Source organism: Enterobacter sp. CM29 (assembly GCF_013179605.1).
GTDB classification, from domain to species: Bacteria; Pseudomonadota; Gammaproteobacteria; order Enterobacterales; family Enterobacteriaceae; genus Enterobacter; species Enterobacter intestinihominis.
On the sequence record NZ_JABMCU010000002.1, the window covers coordinates 21,794 to 43,212 of the forward strand.

Sequence of the window (21,419 nt, forward strand, 5' to 3'; positions counted from 1 at the left end):
TATTAAATTAAAGCGTGAAGTGATGAGACCACTGCTCAAGAAGGGTTTTATAGGGTTTGATGAACCGCTCTTCGGTATATTTACCCTGTTCAATGGCCAGCCGGCTGCGCTCTTCACGGTCATAGACGATTTTTGTTAATGAGTGATCCTGCTGATTCAGGTCGGGCTGATAGCACTGTCCCGCAGCGGAATTGGCATTGTAAATTTCTGGTCGATAGATCTTCTGGAACGTCTCCATGGTGCTGATGGTGCCGATCAGTTCCAGATTGGTGTAATCACGCAGTAAATCGCCGGTGAAGAAGAAGGCAAATGGCGCGACGCTGTTTTCCGGCATGAAATAGCGAACCTTGAGGCCCATCTTCGCGAAGTACTGTTCCGTTAGCGACTCGCCGTCCGGCTGGTACTCATACCCCAGCACTGGGTGGTGGTTACCGGTACGACGATAGGTGTCTTTGCTGGAGACGCTCAGGCAGATCACCGGCGCTTTTTTAAAGTTCGCCTGATATTCCGCAGAATGAATGAAGCTTTTAAAGATATTGCCGTGCAGCTCGCCAAAATTCTCGGGGAGGGTAAAACGGGGCTGATCTTTATTATGTTCCAGCAGCAGGACGCTGAAATCATAGTCACGAACATAGGATGAGAAGTTATTCCCGACGATGCCTTCGATGCGCTCGTGGGTCTTTTTATCCACAATCGTCGTTTGCAGAATTTCGATGGCCGGGAAAGTAAAATCGCCGCCGATATTCATATCGACTGAAATAATCTCCAGCTCGACGGCATAGCGGTCGGCTTTCGGGTTATCCCAGCTCGCCAGCGCGTTAAAGCGGTTGTTGATCATCATCAGCGTATTGCGCAGGTTCTGCTGACGCTTCTCGCCACGCGCTAGGTTGGCGAAGTTGGTGGTGGTACGCGTGTTTTCTGACGGGTTATAATTTTCATCAAAGCAACTGCGCTTAAGGGTAAATGTGAAAGCCTGACTCATTTGGTTATGCATCCTAAGTTCATGTTGCCTAAACGTTATCAATGCATAATTTATGCCTGAGCCACTGGCGCAGGGGAAGTGACTTAATTTCACTGCGTCATGAGGGTTCTTCATGAACTGCGCGATTCAGGTATAATCCCCCGACATTTCCAACCGGTTTAAACGATCATGACAAAACTCACCCTACAAGAGCAGATGCTGAAAGCGGGCTTAGTCAGCAGTAAAAAGATGGCGAAGGTTCAGCGCACGGCGAAAAAATCCCGCGTCCAGGCTCGCGAGGCGAGAGAGGCTGTTGAAGAGAACAAGAAAGCCCAGCTGGAGCGTGATAAGCAGCTGAGCGAACAGCAAAAACAGGCGGTGCTGGCAAAAGAGTTCAGGGCGCAGGTGAAGCAGCTGATTGAGATGAACCGCATCACCGTGGCGAAGGGCAACATTACCTTTAACTTTACCGATGGCAGCCTGATCAAAAAAATCGACGTCGATAAGCAGACGCAAACCCAGCTGATCAACGGTCGCCTGGCGATTGCCCGACTGGTGATTAACGCGAATGGCGACTGTGATTACGCGATTATCCCGGCGGTGGTGGCGGATAAAATTGCCCAGCGCGATGCGGACAGCATTGTGCTAAACAGCGCGCTGAGTCAGGAAGAGCAGGACGAAGACGATCCGTACGCAGACTTCAAAATCCCTGACGATTTAATGTGGTAAACCTCGTTCAGAATGGCGCGGCGTGACGGGCATTCATGGTCTCGCCGCTCAGCGGATGAATAAAACTCAGAACGCTTGCATGCAGCATCAGCCGGGGCGTTTCTTCCGCCCCCGGCCATTCCAGACCCCCATACAGATCGCACCCCAAAATAGGGTGGCCTAACTGCTGGCAGTGAATGCGCAGCTGGTGGGTGCGCCCGGTCTCCGGGGTAAGCTCAACCCGCGTCAACGGCATTGTCGTATCCTGGTAAATACGTTCCATCACCCGATAGCGGGAGCGAGCGGGCTTACCAGTGCGCGCGCAGATCGTCATCAGCGGAAACAGCGCCGGATCTTTGGCAATCGGGGCATCCACGGTCCCTTCGTCCTGTTCCACATGTCCGCACAACAGGGCGGTGTAAACCTTGGTCACGGCGCGCTGGCTGAACTGGTGGCAAAGCGCGGCGTTAATCGCTTTGTTACGTGCAATCACCATCAGACCCGAAGTGCCAAAATCAAGACGATGCACCAGCGTGCAGCCGGGAAAGGTTTGCACCAGACGGTGGTGGACGGAATCGCGGTTTTGCGGATTTTTCCCGGACAGGCTGAGCAGACCTGAGGGTTTGTTGATCAGCAGCAGATGCTCGTCCTGCCAGAGGATCTCAATGTCGTCGTGACAGGGTGGTGCAATAAACGTATCGATTATGACAGACATCAGGCCGCCGGGCTGGAGAGTGGGTGCGGATGATAACGAAATACGGGGGAAAGAAAAACCCTCCCACCGGGCGGTGAGAGGGGGAAAATTTAGGCTGCGACCAGGCTGTCGATAGCGGCTTTCGCGTCGGTCTGCGCTTTGGTGGCTACTTCCGGGCCGTAAGCGATACCTTCAGCGAACACGAAGTTCACGTCGGTAATGCCGATGAAGCCCAGGAACAGCGTCATGTACGGTGCGACCAGATCGGTAGGGGTATCTTTGTGAATACCGCCGCGGCTGGTCAGGACGATAGCGCGTTTACCTTTCACCAGACCTTCCGGGCCGTTCTCGGTGTAACGGAAGGTTACGCCAGCGCGCGCCACCAGGTCGAAGTAGTTCTTCAGCTGCGTAGGAATGTTGAAGTTATACATTGGGGCGTTGATCACGATAACGTCGTGGGCCTGCAACTCAGCAATCAGCTCGTCGGAGAGCGCCAGGGCTTCCTGCTGACGTGGGGTGAGAGGCGCATCGCTCGGACGCAGCGCGCCAACCAGCTCGCCGTCCAGCACAGGAATCGGGTTTGCCGCCAGGTCACGCACGGTGATTTCATCCGCGCTGTGCTGTTCACGCCACTGTTCAACGAAATAGTCAGCCAGCTGACCAGACTGTGAATACCCTGCCAGAATACTGGATTTCAACACTAATACTTTGCTCATGGGAATTTCCTGTTTTGTATTTGATTGAGGGGGTTGCCCCGTTGCTTGTTGACACTTTATTCACAATCCTGCCACAGGGATAGCGCAATATATCGAAGCCTATGTTCGAATTTTTTGAATAAGGCGCGAAAAGCACTGATGTGGTACTCTATAGCAATCATTAAAAAGAGATTTTATCCGGCAGTGCACTGCCCGTTAACGCTATGACAGAACAACAGAAATTATCCTTCCCGGTGCTGATGCAACAGCTTGATTCGCTGATGCTGCGCGATAAACAGCGGTTTGCGCGCCGTCTGCACGGCGTTAAGAAGGTTAAAAATCCTGATGCACAACAGGCCATTTACCAGGAGATGGCCAAAGAGATTGAACAGGCGGCAGGGAAAGTTGTGCTGCGTAAAGCCGCACGCCCGGAGATTACCTATCCGGAAAACCTGCCCGTCAGCCAGAAAAAACAGGACATTCTTGAGGCCGTGCGCGACCACCAGGTGGTGATCGTCGCGGGGGAAACCGGTTCAGGTAAAACCACTCAGCTGCCGAAGATCTGCATGGAATTAGGCCGCGGGGTGAAAGGGTTGATCGGTCACACCCAGCCGCGTCGTCTGGCGGCGCGCACCGTGGCGAACCGTATTGCCGACGAGCTGCAAACGGAGCCGGGCGGCTGCATCGGCTACAAGGTGCGATTCAGCGACCACGTCAGCGATAACACCATGGTTAAGCTGATGACCGACGGTATCCTGCTGGCGGAAATCCAGCAGGATCGTCTGCTGATGCAGTACGACACCATCATCATCGATGAAGCGCACGAGCGCAGCCTGAACATTGACTTCCTGCTCGGCTACCTGAAAGAGCTGCTGCCCCGGCGTCCGGATCTGAAAATCATCATCACCTCCGCGACCATCGACCCGGAGCGCTTCTCAAAACATTTCAATAATGCGCCGATCATTGAAGTCTCAGGCCGAACCTACCCGGTTGAAGTGCGCTATCGCCCGATTGTAGAAGAGGCGGACGATACCGAGCGCGACCAGCTTCAGGCCATCTTCGATGCCGTCGACGAGCTGGGCACCGAGAGTTCTGGCGACATTCTGATCTTCATGAGCGGCGAGCGTGAGATCCGCGATACCGCCGATGCGCTCAGCAAGCGCGATCTGCGCCATACCGAGATCCTGCCGCTGTACGCGCGCCTGTCCAACAGCGAGCAGAACCGCGTGTTCCAGCCGCACAGCGGGCGCCGCATCGTGCTGGCGACCAACGTGGCCGAAACCTCGCTGACCGTACCGGGCATTAAATACGTGATCGACCCGGGTACGGCGCGCATCAGCCGCTACAGCTACCGAACCAAAGTTCAGCGTCTGCCGATCGAGCCGGTTTCGCAGGCGTCAGCTAATCAGCGTAAGGGCCGCTGCGGCCGCGTGTCGGAAGGGATCTGTATTCGTCTCTATTCGGAAGACGATTTCCTGTCGCGCCCGGAGTTTACCGATCCGGAGATCCTGCGAACCAACCTGGCATCCGTTATCCTGCAAATGACCGCGCTGGGGCTGGGCGATATCGCCGCCTTCCCGTTTGTGGAAGCGCCGGATAAGCGCAATATTCAGGACGGGGTGCGGCTGCTGGAAGAGCTGGGTGCCATTACCACCGACGAGCAGGCGACGGCCTACAAGCTAACGCCGTTGGGCCGCCAGCTTAGTCAACTGCCGGTCGACCCGCGTCTGGCGCGCATGGTGCTGGAGGCGCAAAAACACGGCTGCGTGCGCGAGGCGATGATCATCACCTCGGCGCTCTCCATTCAGGATCCGCGCGAGCGTCCGATGGACAAACAGCAGGCGTCGGATGAAAAACACCGTCGCTTCCACGATAAAGAGTCCGATTTCCTCGCATTCGTCAACCTGTGGAACTACCTCGGCGAGCAGCAAAAAGCGCTCTCTTCGAATCAGTTCCGCCGTCAGTGCCGGGTGGATTTCCTCAACTACCTGCGCGTGCGCGAGTGGCAGGATATCTACACCCAACTGCGCCAGGTGGTGAAAGAGCTGGGCATCCCGGTGAACAGTGAACCGGCGGAGTACCGCGAAATTCACATCGCCCTGCTGACCGGCCTGCTGTCTCATATCGGGATGAAGGATGCGGATAAACAGGAATTTACCGGCGCACGCAACGCGCGTTTCTCCATCTTCCCGGGCTCCGGTTTGTTCAAGAAGCCGCCGAAGTGGACCATGGTCGCCGAGCTGGTGGAAACCAGCCGTCTGTGGGGGCGTATCGCCGCGCGTATCGATCCAGAGTGGGTTGAACCGGTGGCGCAGCACCTGCTGAAACGCTCGTACAGTGAGCCGCACTGGGAGCGCGGGCAGGGCGCGGTGATGGCGACGGAAAAAGTCACCGTTTACGGCCTGCCGGTGGTTGCAGCGCGTAAGGTTAACTACAGCCAGATTGACCCGGCGCTGAGTCGCGAGCTGTTTATCCGCCATGCGCTGGTGGAAGGCGACTGGCAGACGCGCCATGCGTTCTTCCGCGAAAACCTCAAGCTGCGCGCCGAGGTGGAAGAGCTTGAGCACAAGTCCCGCCGTCGCGACATTCTGGTGGACGACGAGACGCTGTTTGAGTTTTACGACCAGCGCATCAGCCACGATGTGATCTCGGCGCGCCATTTCGACAGCTGGTGGAAGAAAGCCAGCAAAGAGACCCCGGACCTGCTCAACTTTGAAAAGAGCATGCTGATCAAAGAGGGCGCGGAGTCGGTCAGCAAGCTCGACTACCCGAACTTCTGGCATCAGGGCAACCTGAAGCTGCGTCTGACCTATCAGTTTGAGCCGGGCGCGGATGCCGATGGCGTGACGGTGCACATTCCGCTGCCGCTGTTAAACCAGGTGGATGAGAGCGGGTTTGAGTGGCAAATTCCCGGCCTGCGCCGCGAACTGGTCATTGCATTAATCAAATCCCTGCCTAAACCAGTGCGGCGCAACTTTGTACCGGCGCCGAACTACGCCGAAGCGTTTTTAGGCCGCGTCACGCCGCTGGAACTGCCGCTGCTGGACGCACTGGAGCGTGAGTTCCGACGCATGACCGGGACCACCATTGACCGCGACGACTGGAACTGGGATCAGGTGCCCGATCACCTGAAAATCACATTCCGCGTAGTGGACGATAAAAACAAAAAGCTGCTCGAAGGCCGTTCTCTGACGGAGCTGAAAGAAGCGCTGAAAGGTAAAGTCCAGGAGACGCTCTCTGCGGTGGCCGATGACGGCATTGAGCAGAGCGGGCTGCACATCTGGAGCTTTGGTCAGCTTCCGGAAAGCTATGAGCAGAAGCGCGGGAACTACAAGGTGAAAGCCTGGCCCGCGCTGGTGGATGAGCGCGACAGCGTGGCGATTAAGCTCTTTGACAATCCGCAGGAGCAACAGCAGATGATGTGGCGCGGGCTGCGTCGCCTGCTGCTGCTTAACATCCCGTCGCCGATTAAGTATCTGCACGAGAAGCTGCCGAACAAAGCCAAGCTGGGGCTCTACTTTAACCCGTACGGTAAGGTGCTGGATCTGATCGACGACTGCATCTCCTGCGGTGTGGACAAACTGATCCACGAGGCGGGCGGTCCGGTCTGGACGGAAGAGGGCTTTGCTCAGCTTCATGAAAAGGTGCGCGCGGAGCTGAACGACACCGTGGTGGAGATTGCCAAACAGGTCGAGCAGATCCTCACCGCCGTGTTCAATATCAACAAGCGTCTGAAGGGGCGGGTGGATATGACCATGGCCCTGGGTCTGTCGGACGTGAAGGCGCAGATGGCGGGGCTGGTGTATCGCGGCTTTGTCACCGGCAACGGCTTTAAGCGTCTGGGTGATACGCTGCGTTATTTGCAGGCGATTGAGAAGCGTCTGGAGAAAATGGCGGTCGATCCGCATCGCGATCGAGCGCAGATGCTGAAAGTCGAAAACGTGCAGCAGGCGTGGCAGCAGTGGCTCAACAAACTGCCGCCAGCGCGTCGCGATGACGACGACGTGCGGGAGATCCGCTGGATGATCGAGGAGCTGCGCGTCAGCTTCTTCGCCCAGCAGCTCGGTACGCCGTATCCCATTTCGGATAAGCGTATCTTGCAGGCGATGGAGCAGATCTCCGGCTAAAACCATTGCCCGGTGGCGCTGCGCTTACCGGGCCTACGGGAGAACATGCAGGCCGGGTAAGGCGTAGCCGCCACCCGGCTTTTTTATCGTTCCACCATCGTTAGCGTAAACCCATCCCACCCCTTAACGCCCACCGTTTGCAGCGCGGTGGCGGTTAAGCGTGGGTTATCTCCAGTCATCTCGATAAACTTCCGTACCCCCTGCACGCGTGCATCGTCGCTTTGCCCGTTAACCACCTCGCCGTCGCGCACCACGTTATCGCCGATTATGACCGTGCCGGGACGGGAGTAGTGCAGCGCCCACTCCAGGTAGCCGGGATTGTTTGGCTTATCGGCATCAATAAAGATCAGGTCAAAGGGCGGGACGTCACCGAAATTCTCGAGCGACTTTAGCGCCGGGCCTGTAATCAGTTCGATACGATCGCCGAGTCCCGCAAGATGAATATTCTGTCGTGCAACTGCGGCATGTGTCGGGTCCGCTTCTAGCGTAATCAACTTTCCGTCCGGCGGTAGGGCGCGCGCCATCCAGATTGAGCTATATGCACCCAGCGTACCGATTTCCAGTATTCGACGCGCCTGCGTCATGCGGACAAACAGCGCCAGCAGTTGCCCCTGATTTGCGGCAACGTCGTGCTCGGGTAAACCGGCGCGTTTGTTGTTTTCAAGGACGTTCTGGAGAACTTCATCTTCAGGAATAAGCGACGAAATCATGTAATTATCTACTGAACACCACTGCTGTTGCATAGATTGACTCCTTGGGGGTATCGCCAGAGGCGAAATGTAGGCCGGGTAAGGCGTAGCCGCCACCCGGCATGTTTTCACGCACTGACCCAACCGCCGCCCAGCGCTTTATACAAATCAATTTGCGCCAGCAGCAGGTTGTTTTTCACCTGTACCACGCTGGTCTGCACCGAGAACAGCGTGCGCTGTGCATCGAGCACATCCAGATAAGAAGAGTACCCGTTGCGGTAGCGGTTTTGCGCTATCCGCAGCGTCTCCTGCGCGACCGCCTGCTGAGCCAGCAGCTCGTTAAGCTGTTCCTGATAACGGGTGATGGCATCAAGGCTGTCATTCACCTCGGCAAACGCATTACGTACGGTTTTTTCGTAGCTGTACAACGCCTGATTACGCTGAGACTGAGAGATATCCACTTGTGCATTCAGCGCCTGTCGGTTCAGCAGCGGCGCAAGAATACTGCCGCCCACGCTCCAGAGCTGGAGGGGGTTATCCAGCAATCCCGACAGCGTGCGATCCTGCACCGATCCTGTGGCCGTGAGGTTGATCGACGGCAGCAGGCTGGCACGCGATGCCGCCAGCGTCGCGTCCGCCGCAATCAGCTGACGTTCAGCCTGGACGATATCCGGACGCCGGTTCAGTAACGTCGACGGCAGTTGGGAGGGCAGTTTCAGCGGCATCAGGGCATCAAAGCTTTCACCGCGCACAACGTCACCCGGGTTGCTGCCCAGCAGCAGGCTGAGCGCATTCTCCTGCTGCGCAATCTGGTGCTGAAGCAGTGGAACCTGAGCGCGGGTGGCGCGCAGCTCAGAATCCGATTGCATCAGCTCAAGGCGAGAGCTGTATCCCGTCTCAAACTGTCGTTTAGCAAGATTGAACGCCTCTTCACGCGATTTCAGCGTGGACTGGGTAACGCGAAGCTGTTCATCCAGCGACAGCAGGGTGACGTACCCGGAGGCCACCGACGATGCGACCGTGAGATCTGCCGCCGCGGCCGCCGCCTTTTGTGCCTCCAGCGACGCTTCGGCGGCACGGGAGGTGCTGCGGTTTACCCCCCAGATATCCACGTCGTAGCTGGCGGTCAGGCTGCCTTTGTACAACGTACCGTATACCGGAAGGCCTGTTGCGGCGGACTGCGAGCGCGCGCGCGTCCCGGTCACGCCCGCGTCAAGCGACGGGAACAGGCTGCCGTCGGCGGCGTATACCCGGGCCTGATACTCGTTAATCCGCTCGCGGGCAATCAGCACGTCGCTGTTGTTCTTCAGCGCCTGATCCACATAGTGATTCAGATTGCTGTCGTGGAAATTACGCCACCAGAGCTGCTCTGTCGGGCTGGTTGGCCCCGACGTCGCGCGCCACTGGGCCGGGATGTGCAGGGACGATGTGGCGGGCTCTACGTCAACCGACTGGCAACCCGCTAGGATAGCCATCATCAGCAGGCCGGCTATCGGGCGAAGCGTCATTGTTTTGCCTCCCGCGTGTCGATGGTGACCTGCACCGACATGCCAGGGCGCAGCAGCCGGTACGCCTCCGGCTCACCGAGTACCTCAATGCGTACCGGGATGCGCTGGGCGATTTTAACAAAGTTGCCCGTGGCGTTATCCGGGGTAATAGCGCTGAACTCGACGCCTGTGGCCGGGGATATGCTCTCCACGCGGCCCTGATAGGCTTTATCGTTTAACGCATCGACGGTGAATTTCACTGGCTGTCCGACGCGTAAATTCGCCAGCTGCGTCTCTTTGATATTGGCGATCACCCAGTGCTGCGGCGGGACCAGCGTGGTAAGGTGCGTCCCGGCGGTGACGTACGCTCCAAGACGCACCGCAATCTGCCCGAGCTGACCGTCACGCGGCGCGACAATGCGGGTGTTTTGCAGATCGATCTGCGCAAGCTCCAGCGCGGCTTTCGCATTTTGAACGTCCGCTTCCAGCGAAGCGCGATTGACGATAACCGTTTGTAGATCCTGGCGCGACATCTCAAGCGTTGCTTTCGCCTGGTCGATATCGGCGCTCCCCTGGGCGGCACTGGCCAGCGCCGCATCGCGCTCGCGAATGGACAGGGAGCCGTCTGCGGTCAGATCCTTCACGCGTTTCAGATCCGCCTGGGTTTTCAGACTTTGGGCACGGGCGTTTTTCAGTGCCGCTTCGTTTTTGGCAATCACCGCTTCCGCGCTTTTACGCTGTTGCAGGTTGTTGTTCAGCGCAGCAATTTTCATTGCCAGCTGCGCCTCGGCCTGATGGACGCGCTGGCGATAGATCCGGTCATCAATCTGCAACAGCAGGTCGCCTTTTTTAACCTGCACAAAATCCTGAACATGGACCTCAGTAATGTAGCCGTTGACTTGCGGACTGATGAACGTGGTCTGGCCGCGCACGTAGGCGTTATCAGTAAACTGGGTATGACGCGTGAACGGGGGCAACTGCCAGGCATAAAGGATCACCAGCACCCCGACAATGCCGATAGCCGCGGCGGTGAAAATGGAAACGACGCGTACATTTTTGCGGGTGTTGGCCTGCTCTTTGGCGGCATCCTGCTGACTCATAACTTCTCCTGAAAAATAGTCATTACTTATTGCCAGTGGCGTTCTTAAGGGCCATACGGGCGGTGATGCGCAGGCGCAGCAAGCGCCATAAAATCCAGACCAGCGTGGCTGTGGCAATGCTCGCCGTCAGGAGATAAGTATCGTTGTAAGCCAGAATGTTTGCCTCAAGCGTCGTCACCGTCTGAAGCTGAATAATGGCCTGGGTTCCCAACAGGGAACTGTCGCCAACCAGGCTTTTATACATCTGGGTGTAAAGCTGAATGCGTTCGTTCACCAGCGGGTTGAGGGTGGTGAGCTGGTCAGCCAGCAGGCTGGAATGGTACTTCTCGCGCCAGGTCTGGAAGGTACCAAGGATTGCAGAACCCAGCAGGCCACCAAGGTTCTGACTCATGCCAAACATCACGGAAAAGCTGACCAGATTGCGTGGATCGGCGATCACCCCGCCAATGGCGGCCAGCATCGCAGGGGCGAGGAAGAAAGCGCTGCCGAAACCAAGCAGGAACTGGCTGAACATCAGCTGATCCGGCCGGGTCAGGTTGTTGGACTGGCTGTCCAGCAGCGAAGCAACAATCATCAGCGCCAGCGAGGTGATAATCGGCCAGGCCAGCTTAGTGGGTTTGATCGTCAGACAGCTGGTGACGATACCGCAGACGATTCCGGCGAAAATAGACCACGCCAGATGGGTCATCTGTTCATTCTGTAGGCCTGCATATTGCAGCCAGCCGATGACGCCGGTGTTCTGTTCCGCCAGTACGATGCGGATCAGCAGCATAATCAACCCCAGGCGTACGATGCTGCCGCTGGACAGCCAGCGGGTATTGAGCAGCGGGTTGCTGCGGTTATGTTCAAAGACGATTGCACAGACAATTAGCACCAGCGAGAGAGCCAACGCCCAGCCGATCCACGGTGTTTCAAACCACCATTCCAGACGCCCTAGCGACAGAACCGCGCACAACAGCGCCATACCGGGCGCAAGCAAAAAGAAGGTGATGAAATCTTTCTTCTCGAAAACTTTGCGTCGATCGCCCGGGGGCAGTTTCAGCACCATCACGCAGGCCAGTGAGATCAGGGCCAAACCCAGCTCGAAGAAGTACAGCCCACGCCACTCATCAAGCTGCAACAGCTCGGTGGAGAACAGCCGCGCCAGCGGTATCGCCAGCGACGAACCGGTAATGCCGATGGTCAGCGCCTTCAGTCGGTGCTTCGCGGGCCAGGCCTGTATCTGGTAATAAATGCCGAGCGAGCTGAGCGCGGCGGCGACCATCCCGTGTGCCGCCCGTACCATCAGCGCCGAGCTGAGATCGTTCACAAACAGGTGGAAAAAGGTGACCAGCACATACAGCACCAGGAAGCCTTCCGTAAACGCGCGCAAACCGTACTGCTGGCGAAACTTTACCAGCAGCAGGTTGATAGAGACGTTAGTCATGACATAGACGGCAGGCAGCCAGGCGATTTCAGTCGACCAGGCGCCGAAGGTGCCTTGCAGATTTTGCAGATTGGCGGTGACGACCGCGTTACCCAGCGCCCCGGTCAGGCACACCAGCAGGCCGACCACGCCATAGGCGATCCGTTTCGACGTCGGATGTTCCGGGGTGGAAGGGGAACCCAGCAGAGCGGGTTTCTCGTGTGGCTGCCACTCGCGAGGAGCATAAGGATCGCGTTGGGGCAGGCGCATAACGGGGTTTACCTTTAAAAATGTTGAATTGTGAGCGGGCTAATGATTCTACGGCTGACGCAAATCATAATTCAAGTGAATACGAATATTGTATGTTAATCAAATGTAGAGGGAATGATGAAGAAAAAGTGCGGCTCGCGAACGGAGCCGCAATAATATTATCGCTGTTCCGGCTGCGCCTGAAGGTGGCGTTCACGGTTGATGCGGCTGGCACAAAAAATTGCAATGAGGGAGATAGCGACCGTCACGCCCAGATACCAGGCCACGGGTACCCAGTCGCCGTCGTATTTCGCCAGCAGTCCGGTAGCTATTAGCGGTGCCGTTCCGCCCGCCAGCGCGGCCCCAAGTTGATAACCCAGCGTGATACCGGTGTAGCGAACGTTGGCACTGAAAATTTCAGAGCAGAGCGTGCCGAGAACTGCCGTCACCGGTGCCCACAGTACGCCAAAAGCGATAACGGTCGCGAGCACAATTCCCCAGGTGGTACCGGTATTCAGCAGCATAAACCAGGGCACGATAAACAGGCCGAGCACGAAGACACTGACGGCGTACATACGCTGGCGGCCAACCCTGTCGGAGAGCAGCCCCATCAGCGGGATCATGATAGTGGCGACCAGTGCGCCAAGAGTTACTGCCTCCAGCGCCTGGGATTTCTGATAGGTCAGGGTGGTAGTGGCGTAGCTCACCACAAACGTGGAGAAAATATAGAACGGTGCTGTCTCAACAACCTTAAGCCCGGCGGCAATTAGCACTTCACGCCAGTGGTGTTTTATGGTGTCGCGCAGCGGAGCTTTCGCAACCTGGCCGGATTTTTTCACTTTCTGGAAATCAGGCGTTTCGTCAATATCTTTCCGGATCCAAAGCCCCAATATTACCAGCACGGAACTGAGCAGGAACGGAATGCGCCAGCCCCAGGAGAGAAAATCCTCTTCGCTGAACAGCGTCATTAGCGAGACGATAAATGTCGCCATCAACATGCCGATGGTAACGCCCGCCTGCGGAATACTGCCGAAGAAGCCTTTGCGTTTTTCTGGAGCATACTCATAAGCCAGCAGCAGCGCGCCACCCCATTCACCGCCGATACCCATCCCCTGAATAATACGCATCAGGATCAGCAACGCGGGCGCCCACATCCCGATCATGTCGTAGGTGGGCAGCAGGCCAATCATCACGGTTGCACCTCCCATCAATGAAAGGGTGAGGACAAGCGTTTTTTTGCGACCGATACGATCCCCGATATGTGCAAAGAGAACGCCGCCAATGGGGCGAATAAAGAAGGTCAACGAGAAGGAGAGATAGGAGAGGATCAGCCCGATTACCGGGTCGACCATCGGAAAGAAAATCTTGTTAAACACCAGCGCGGCAGCGGTGCCATAGAGAAAATAATCAAACCATTCAATAGAACTTCCCGTAAGACTGGCAATTAATACCTTTTTGTTTTTCCGCAATACCGTTGTCGTGCTCTCATGTTGTGTCATGACTCAAAACTCCGCCACGTGGATGATAATAGAGGTGTTACCTGGCGCGCTTCAGGTGCAACCTGTCGGTGTGTAATGGTTGTGAAATTGTTAAGCAACTTAGGGTTGGATGTTACGTTTGGCAAGTCAGCCAGAACTAAAACGGGTCAGATCACGATGGATTAAGCAGCAACTGGTGCTTTTTCAGCACGCTGTTGTGGCAGGATGTGTTGAAGGGCAGATAATCAAAAGCACAAACTCAGGGTGCAACCCAATTGTTTTTGGATGTTTCTGGTTATTTCATCAAAATGACAAATATGCAGCGTAATGAGCACCTCGGCTTTCAGAGTGATCTCCTTTTCACCCCCGTTGTGTGAAGTACTCTAAAGATTAATGCTGTAAGGAGGTAACGATGACAATGGCACTTTTCCCCTGTCTGCCTGGCACAACACTCGACGCCGTGAACACCGTTGGGGCGTGGCTTGCTCAGGACGACTATCAGGACAACCAGCCCGTTGATCTGGTGATTCTGGCGGGTAACGCGGTGATCCCCGCGATTGATGCTGCCTGTAAAATCGCGGCTGAACAGGGGGTTCCTCTGATCATCAGCGGCGGGATCGGTCACTCGACGACCTTCCTCTACGCCGCGATTGCTAAGCACCCCCGCTATAACAGGATACCCACCACCGGGCGGGCTGAGGCGGCTATTCTGGCCGACATCGCCCGTGAATTCTGGAACATTCCGGCTGAGCATCTTCACGTTGAGGATCAGTCGACCAACTGTGGCGAAAACGCCCGCTTCAGCCGGGCGTTGATGAAGCAGTCCGGACTGAACGCCGCCCGGGTGCTGGTAGTGCAGGACCCGACGATGCAGCGTCGCACAATGGCTACGTTTGCCCGCGTTTGCCGCGACGAGGCTGCATCGCCCGCATGGATGAGTCATCCCGGCCTGACGCCCGTGCTGCAAAACAGTGACGACGGTCTGGTGTTCAGCGGCCCGGTCGAGGGGTTATGGCCGGTAGAACGTTACCTGTCGCTGGTGCTGGGTGAATTTCCGCGACTCAGGGACGACATCAACGGCTACGGTCCGGCGGGACGTGATTTCATTGCCCATGTCGATATCCCTGCCGACGTGGACGCCGCGTGGCAGATCCTGCGAAATGACGTCATTCTCACCGACGCGCTGGTGAGCCGTTCTCTGCTGTAATGCTCTTGCCCGTTTGCGCCATCTTTTACGCAAACGGGCAGCCTTTGTTGACGATTTGTGATTTTTGAAACGGGCTGACCCGTTTCTTTTATGAGATATCTCACAAAAACAGACTCATAGAGTAGGCAATTGCCCCGGTAATTATAGTTTTTAACATTAAGTTTACTTGTTAAAAACAGTGTGATTACAGGAGCAGGTTATGACAGTACCCGTACAACATCCTATGTATATTGATGGACAGTTTGTTGCCTGGCAGGGTGATGCCTGGATTGACGTGATCAATCCGGCCACGGAAGAGGTCATTTCCCGTATTCCCGATGGCACCGCCGAGGACGCCCGCAAGGCCATTGACGCGGCAGAGCGCGCGCAGGCTGGCTGGGAGGCGCTGCCGGCCATTGAACGCGCCAGCTGGCTACGCAAAATTTCCGCCGGGATCCGCGAGCGCGTCAGCGAAATCAGCGCGCTGATTGTGGCCGAAGGGGGCAAGATCCAGCAGCTGGCGGAAGTGGAAGTTAACTTTACAGCTGACTATATCGACTATATGGCCGAGTGGGCGCGCCGTTATGAAGGGGAAATCATTCAGAGCGACCGTCCGGGCGAGAATATTCTGGTGTTTAAGCGCGCCCTTGGCGTCACCACCGGCATTCTGCCGTGGAACTTTCCCTTCTTCCTGATTGCCCGTAAGCTCGCTCCTGCGCTAATCACCGGCAACACCATCGTTATCAAACCGAGCGAATTTACCCCAAACAACGCCATTGCGTTTGCCAAAATCGTCGACGAGATTGGCCTGCCGAAAGGCGTCTTCAACCTGGTGCTGGGCCGCGGTGAAACCGTCGGACAGGAGCTGGCCGGGAACCCGAAAGTGGCGATGGTCAGCATGACCGGCAGCGTCGGGGCGGGTGAAAAGATCATGGCTGCGGCTGCGAAAAACATCACCAAAGTGGGGCTGGAGCTGGGTGGTAAAGCCCCGGCCATCGTGATGGACGATGCCGACCTTGAGCTGGCCGTGAAGGCCATTGTGGATTCACGCGTCATCAATACCGGACAGGTGTGTAACTGTGCGGAACGTGTCTATGTCCAGAAGGGGATCTATGACCGCTTTGTGAATCGTCTGGGCGAGGCAATGAAAGCCGTCCAGTTTGGCAATCCGGCTGAGCGAACGGATATTGCCATGGGGCCGCTGATCAACGCCGCCGCGCTGGAGCGTGTGGAGCAGAAGGTGGCGCGCGCGGTGCAGGAAGGGGCTAAAGTGGTCCTTGGCGGTAAAGCGGCAGAGGGTAAAGGGTATTTTTATCCCCCAACGCTGCTGCTGGACGTACATCAGGACATGGCCATCATGCACGAAGAGACCTTTGGCCCGGTGTTGCCGGTGGTGGCTTTCGACACCCTGGAAGAGGCCCTGAAAATGGCCAACGACAGCGACTACGGTTTAACCTCGTCTGTATATACGCAGGATCTGAATGTCGCCATGAAAGCCATTAAAGGGCTTAAGTTCGGCGAGACCTACATTAACCGTGAAAACTTTGAAGCGATGCAGGGCTTCCATGCGGGCTGGCGGAAATCCGGGATCGGCGGGGCGGATGGCAAACACGGTCTGAATGAGTATTTGCAGACGCAGGTAGTCTATTTGCAGTCGTAATCAGGAGCCCCCTCCATGCGAGATAATGTGTGCACGGAGCAGTTCCCTCGCCCCTTTGGGGAGAGGGTTAGGGTGAGGGGAACATACGGCTCTGGTGGTCATTCCGTTCACTTTAGGTTCCTTGCTACTCTGTAACAAAATGACCGGTGAACGTGCCAGGGTGGCTCAGTCGCCACCACCCTGGCGACCCGGGCTCCCGGCGGTAAATCGCCGCTTCGCGGTCCCTTCGGCTTATTCCTTCCGGCTTATCGGGGACGGGCGGAGGTAACATCCCTGTAAAGCCCGCCCTCTCGGCGCATCCCTGCGCCTCGCCCCGGCCGGAAGGCAAACGCCTCAGCGATTTACAGCCGGACCTGGGCATCGCTGTAATCCCTCCGTTATTCTGAAGGCACGTTAATGCTTCTGATTTCAAATAACTGGGAATACTCGGCCCTCCGTAAAAGGGGGTTCACATTTTCAGGAAAGGTGGTTATGTTGGCGCGATAACTGTTATTTATCGGGAAACAACATGCGCACAAAATATACGGGTCTGCAAATCAGCATTCACTGGCTGGTCTTTCTGTTAGTGATTATGGCCTATTGCGCCATGGAATTCAGAGGTTGGTTCCCGCGAACCGATCGTCCGCTTATTAATATGATCCACGTTTCCTGCGGGATTAGCATCCTGGTGCTGATGGTGGCGCGCCTGCTTATCCGCCTGAAATTCCCGGCTCCGCCCATTCAACCGAAACCAAAAGCGATGATCACCGGGCTGTCCCATCTGGGGCATCTGGTTATCTACCTGCTGTTTATTGCGCTGCCGCTGATCGGCATGGTGATGATGTATAACCGGGGAAATGACTGGTTTGCGTTTGGCCTGACGATGCCGCATGCGGCGGAGGGGAATTTTGACCTGGTGGATACGCTAAAAGCGTGGCACGTAACGCTGGCGAATCTGGGGTATTTTGTGATTGGTTTGCACGCCTTTGCCGCGCTGATGCATCACTATTTCTGGAAAGACAATACGCTGCTGCGCATGATGCCGAAAAAGCGTCAGTGACCGATAATGCCCTGCCAACCCGCAGGGCATTTTTTTGCGGCTTATTGCAGTTGCGCGCGCTCCTGCGCCGTTAAGTCCAGTTCCTGAGTTGTACCCGTTTCTGAAGATTTTACCGCCGCTTCCAGCACCGCCATCACCGCCAGGGCTTCCACCGGATGGACCGGATTGTCAATCTTGCCGTTCAGGGCATCGCGCACATTTATATAGTACTGCCGCTGGTCGCCTTTTGGCGCAGGGATAGCGCTGGCTTCACCCTGGGCATTAAACAGCACCATAGCGTCGCTGTCCTCCCCCCAGCTTTCGCTACCCGGAATGACGCCTGCCAGAAGCTGGGCTTCCTGCTGATCGATGCGCGCTTTCACCACGCTGGCCTTATCGCCGTGGACGGTAAAGCGGGCAACGCCGCCTGCCACCAGCATGCTGCAATGGAGGACCACTTTGTGTTCAGGATAGTTCAGCACCACGTGCGCCCAGTCGTTAATTTCCGCACCGTCACGCAGGGTGGCGATGTTGCCCTGTACCGACAGCGGCAGACCAAAAAGCTGTAGCGTCTGGTCAATCATGTGCGGGCCTAAGTCGAACCACAGGCCACTGCCGGGAACATTTTGCTCTCTCCAGCGCACGCGAACCTCCGGGCGGAAACGATCGATATGCGATTCAAAGTGTTTTACCTTGCCGATACTGCCTTGCTCAATCACCTGCTTAATGCCGAGAAAATCGCTGTCCCAGCGGCGGTTATGGAAGACAGAGAGCAGGTGCTGTTTTTCTTGCGCAAGCGCAATCAGATCTCGCGCTTCCTGCATATCCAGCGTAAATGGCTTATCCACCACTACGTGCTTGCCGGCGTTGAGCGCCAGGGTGGCCAGCGGCGCATGGGTCGCGTTAGGGGAGGCGATAACCACCAGGTCGATATCCGGGTGCTGAATAGCCTCTTCAGGGGTGGCAACAACGAGGACGTCCGGCAGATCGCGTTTGACCTTTTCTTCATCCCGGGATGAGACCACCGCCAGCTTCAGGCCGTCGACGGACTGGATCAGCGGGGCATGAAACGTCTTACCCACAAAACCATACCCGATCAGCGCAATATTCATTGTCTTCACTTTATTCATGACCTTCTCCACGTTAATGCGCGCAAACGGTAACCTGCACGGCGCTATGGTCCCCGAGCTCTGCCCAGGGACGATCTAAAAACAGTTGATGAATCTGGGATAACCCTGAAACCAGATAAGGTTCGCACTGGTTGAGTTTCAGATGATCGGCGACTACCCAGTGCGCCTGGCTTGCGGCCAGCATGGCACGCTTCACCTCGGCATCCGCCTCCTGACTGGCGCTCAATCCGAGCTCGGCATGAATGGCGCATGCGCCAAGGATGGCGATATCCGCCCGGTAGCGAGAGAGCAGCGAAAGGGTGGCGCTTCCGGCAAACAGGCGCTGTTTCTGATCCCACTTTCCACCAAGCAGGATCAGATCGATATCTTCCCGATCGCTAACCTGCTGGGCGATATCAAGAGAAGGGGTGATGATGGTCAGCGGTCCCTGCAGGAAAGAGGCAACGGCCAGAAGTGTGCTTCCGGCGTCCAGAAAAAGCGTCGAGCCCGCAGGTACGCACTGCGCAACCTGTTTACCCAGCCGCTGCTTGATTTCAGGCAGTAAGGTATTCCTGCTAACTCGGTTCATCGTCGAGAGATTCAGCGCGATGGCGCCGCCATGGTTTTTTTGCGCCAGTCCCTGTTTTTCCAGATCGGTCAGATCGCGACGGATGGTATCCGCCGAAACCTGCAACTTTTCTGCCAGCTCAGTGATGCTGGCCTGGCCTTGTTCAGTAATAATTTCAAGTACATATTTCTGTCTGGCGGTTTTATGCATGGGTGCAGTATCCTGCAAAATGTCGCAATACTATGCAGTTTACAGCATTTTACAGGAAAGGGAATCGTAACAGGAGGGGGATGTTGTCCAAAAACAGTTTGATAAGGTGAATATTGAATTAGCATTAATCAGTCATCAAAAACATGTATGTATCGTTTAGACCTGATGTTAACGCTATGTTTTACATAGAGATTTGGTTAAAGCTACCGAATAAGGAGTTCGAATAAGAATATAAAACCAGATTATAAATATAAATTGGTGCTTATATCTATTAGATATTCTTTTTAAAGTAAAATAATTTAATATTAATCAGCGAATGACTTAAATTGACAGTTCTTTGAAAATCTTTGTGTCTGATTCGCGATGAAATAAACGCAAAAATGTACATCAAGGTGTTTCAGAATTTTCCTTAAATTACAGAGGGTTTATATGTTTCAGCGTAAACGCATCTAATAGCCATTTGTCCAGAAACCCCATCTTTTTTCTTATTTGTAACACCGCATTAACACTACAGGTGTGGTCGCTCATATCACATTTTGTTATGCTGCGAATCAATAAATATTTAAGTAAATTCTTAAAAGAAAAAAAGAGATTGAACGGCTCTCATCTCAATTGAAATGGGTGTGGTCGACTATTGGCGGAATTTATCAAACAGGAGTGGGGTAAATAGGGTGAATTATTTGTACCTCTTCCTGGTAATTATTTAGCCATCACCTGAAGTCCGGGGGTATTATAAAGATGAAATGCAATAACAGGATGCTCAGATTATCTGCTTCCCTGACCTTAATTTCACTGGTGGTGACTGCGGCTCATGCAACTAACGGTCTGGTAGGGATATCTCCCGTTGCGGCAATGACGATGAAAGAAAGTATTCTTTTCGCTCTTGACCGCGACCCGTCGGTGAGTCAGCAGGCTGCACAGCTGGGGATTGGCCAGGCACAAATAGACGAAGCGCGTAGTGGCTGGATGCCACAAATAGCCCTGAACGGGAGTACGGGTCACAGCCAGACCACCGATTCGAGCGGCTCGTTGCGAAATTCCGCAGCCTGGGGGCTGAGCCTGACGCAGCTTGTGTACGATTTTGGCAAGACCAATAACAGCATCAGCCAGTCTTCAGCTCAGCGTGACAGCTATCGCTACCAGCTGATGAGCACGATGTCTGCCGTCGCGGAAAAAACGGCCCTCAGCTATGTGGAAGTGAAACGCTACAGCGATCTGTTACAGGCGGCAACAGAGAACGTGCAGGCGCTTAAAAACGTTGAGCAGCTGGCAAAACTCCGCGCCGATGCAGGCGTAAGCTCCACCTCTGATGAGCTTCAGACCCGCACCCGTATTGCCGGAATGCAGGCGACGGTAGAGCAGTACAATGCGTCCCTCAATAGCGCCCGCGCGCGGCTGGCGGTATTGACTGGCATACAGACTGAACGCTATTCACCGGTTCCGGGAGGTCTGGCCGTGGAGCCGGATTCTCTCAATCGGATTGATTATTCACTGATCCCAACGGTGATGGCCGCGCAGAACATGGAGCGATCAGCCCAGTACGGCGTAGAAACCGCGAAGTCTCAGCACTGGCCAACCTTAAGCCTGAAAGGGGGCCGCACCCGGTACGAGTCTGATAATCGCGCGTACTGGGATGATCAGATCCAGCTCAATATTGATGCACCGCTTTATCAGGGCGGCGCGGTCTCGGCGCGCGTCCGTCAGGCCGAGGGCGCAAGGGCAATGGCATCGTCTCAGGTCGATCAGGCCCGTTTTGATGTCCTGCAAAAAGCCTCCGTCGCACAGGCCGACTGGACCGGGGCGCAAGGACGTATGGAGGCCGGAAAACGTCAGCTGGAAAATGCGTTGCGCGCCCGCGACGTCTACAAAAATGAATATACCCTGAGCAAGCGCAGCATTAACGATCTGCTCAGCGTGGAGCAGGATGTCTGGTCTGCCACCTCAGCGAAAATAATGGCTGAATACGATGGCTGGAGCGCGGCGATTAATTACGCCTCCGCGGTGGATAATCTCATGCCGCTTATCGGAATAGAGAAAAACGCTGCCGCGAAATTACCTGATTTGAGTTAAAAAAG

The 21,419-nt window shown here is 55.6% G+C and carries 16 protein-coding genes; 6 read left to right on the forward strand and 10 right to left on the reverse strand.

Going from position 1 to position 21,419, the window contains the following annotated elements; translation table 11 throughout:
* Positions 1–7 precede the first annotated feature (7 nt).
* Positions 8–982 (reverse strand): DUF1852 domain-containing protein, encoded by a 975-nt coding sequence (locus HP459_RS00560; RefSeq protein WP_171935808.1) that lies wholly within the window; start codon positions 980–982, stop codon positions 8–10.
* A 168-nt stretch (positions 983–1,150) separates the two neighbouring features.
* Here HP459_RS00560 and HP459_RS00565 point away from each other — a divergent pair, with 168 nt between their 5' ends.
* A complete protein-coding gene (locus HP459_RS00565; protein ID WP_022648048.1) occupies positions 1,151–1,690 on the forward strand; it encodes a DUF2058 domain-containing protein in 540 nt (179 codons plus the stop codon).
* Positions 1,691–1,697: 7 nt separating this feature from the next.
* Here HP459_RS00565 and HP459_RS00570 read toward each other — a convergent pair whose 3' ends face one another.
* Positions 1,698–2,384: an RluA family pseudouridine synthase gene (locus HP459_RS00570; protein ID WP_023300051.1), complete on the reverse strand. Its 687-nt coding sequence runs from the start codon at positions 2,382–2,384 to the stop codon at positions 1,698–1,700.
* 89 nt (positions 2,385–2,473) lie between these two features.
* The gene (gene azoR, locus HP459_RS00575) at positions 2,474–3,079 is read right to left on the reverse strand and encodes an FMN-dependent NADH-azoreductase (RefSeq protein WP_022648050.1); all 606 of its coding nucleotides are present in this window, start codon (positions 3,077–3,079) and stop codon (positions 2,474–2,476) included.
* Positions 3,080–3,282: 203 nt separating this feature from the next.
* On the opposite strand from azoR, the gene hrpA reads away from it, so the two are divergent.
* Positions 3,283–7,185, forward strand: a complete 3,903-nt coding sequence (gene hrpA, locus HP459_RS00580) for an ATP-dependent RNA helicase HrpA (RefSeq protein ID WP_171935809.1) — start codon at positions 3,283–3,285, stop codon at positions 7,183–7,185.
* An 83-nt stretch (positions 7,186–7,268) separates the two neighbouring features.
* Here hrpA and HP459_RS00585 read toward each other — a convergent pair whose 3' ends face one another.
* From HP459_RS00585 to HP459_RS00605, 5 genes are all read right to left on the reverse strand, one after another.
* Complete coding sequence (locus HP459_RS00585; RefSeq protein WP_171935810.1) at positions 7,269–7,928, reverse strand: O-methyltransferase; 660 nt, start codon at positions 7,926–7,928, stop codon at positions 7,269–7,271.
* 74 nt (positions 7,929–8,002) lie between these two features.
* Complete coding sequence (locus HP459_RS00590) at positions 8,003–9,382, reverse strand: efflux transporter outer membrane subunit (RefSeq protein ID WP_171935811.1); 1,380 nt, start codon at positions 9,380–9,382, stop codon at positions 8,003–8,005.
* Positions 9,379–10,461: an HlyD family secretion protein gene (locus HP459_RS00595; RefSeq protein WP_022648054.1), complete on the reverse strand. Its 1,083-nt coding sequence runs from the start codon at positions 10,459–10,461 to the stop codon at positions 9,379–9,381. Before HP459_RS00595 ends, HP459_RS00590 begins: the two co-directional genes overlap by 4 nt.
* Before the next feature lie 22 nt (positions 10,462–10,483).
* Entirely contained in the window at positions 10,484–12,130 is a 1,647-nt protein-coding gene (locus HP459_RS00600) for an MFS transporter (RefSeq protein ID WP_087878632.1), read from the reverse strand.
* Between the two features lie 164 nt (positions 12,131–12,294).
* Positions 12,295–13,614: an MFS transporter gene (locus HP459_RS00605; RefSeq protein WP_032624298.1), complete on the reverse strand. Its 1,320-nt coding sequence runs from the start codon at positions 13,612–13,614 to the stop codon at positions 12,295–12,297.
* Positions 13,615–14,005: 391 nt separating this feature from the next.
* Between HP459_RS00605 and HP459_RS00610 the strand changes: the two genes are divergently transcribed.
* From HP459_RS00610 to cybB, 3 genes are all read left to right on the forward strand, one after another.
* Positions 14,006–14,800 (forward strand): YdcF family protein, encoded by a 795-nt coding sequence (locus tag HP459_RS00610; protein WP_171935812.1) that lies wholly within the window; start codon positions 14,006–14,008, stop codon positions 14,798–14,800.
* A 199-nt stretch (positions 14,801–14,999) separates the two neighbouring features.
* The gene (gene aldA / locus HP459_RS00615) at positions 15,000–16,439 is read left to right on the forward strand and encodes an aldehyde dehydrogenase (protein WP_032624297.1); all 1,440 of its coding nucleotides are present in this window, start codon (positions 15,000–15,002) and stop codon (positions 16,437–16,439) included.
* Positions 16,440–16,947: 508 nt separating this feature from the next.
* A complete protein-coding gene (gene cybB / locus HP459_RS00620) occupies positions 16,948–17,478 on the forward strand; it encodes a cytochrome b561 (RefSeq protein ID WP_023300059.1) in 531 nt (176 codons plus the stop codon).
* A gap of 41 nt (positions 17,479–17,519) precedes the next feature.
* Here the strand turns inward: cybB and HP459_RS00625 are convergent, their stop codons facing one another.
* Positions 17,520–18,587, reverse strand: coding sequence for an oxidoreductase (locus HP459_RS00625; protein ID WP_171935813.1), 1,068 nt, complete (start codon positions 18,585–18,587; stop codon positions 17,520–17,522).
* Between the two features lie 13 nt (positions 18,588–18,600).
* Positions 18,601–19,344 carry a DeoR/GlpR family DNA-binding transcription regulator gene (locus HP459_RS00630; protein ID WP_022648061.1) on the reverse strand — a complete coding sequence of 248 codons (744 nt, stop codon included), beginning with the start codon at positions 19,342–19,344 and terminating at the stop codon, positions 18,601–18,603.
* Positions 19,345–20,100: 756 nt separating this feature from the next.
* On the opposite strand from HP459_RS00630, the gene HP459_RS00635 reads away from it, so the two are divergent.
* On the forward strand, positions 20,101–21,414 hold the full coding sequence (locus HP459_RS00635) for a TolC family outer membrane protein (protein ID WP_223862012.1): 1,314 nt from the start codon (positions 20,101–20,103) through the stop codon (positions 21,412–21,414).
* The last annotated feature ends 5 nt before the right edge of the window (positions 21,415–21,419 follow it).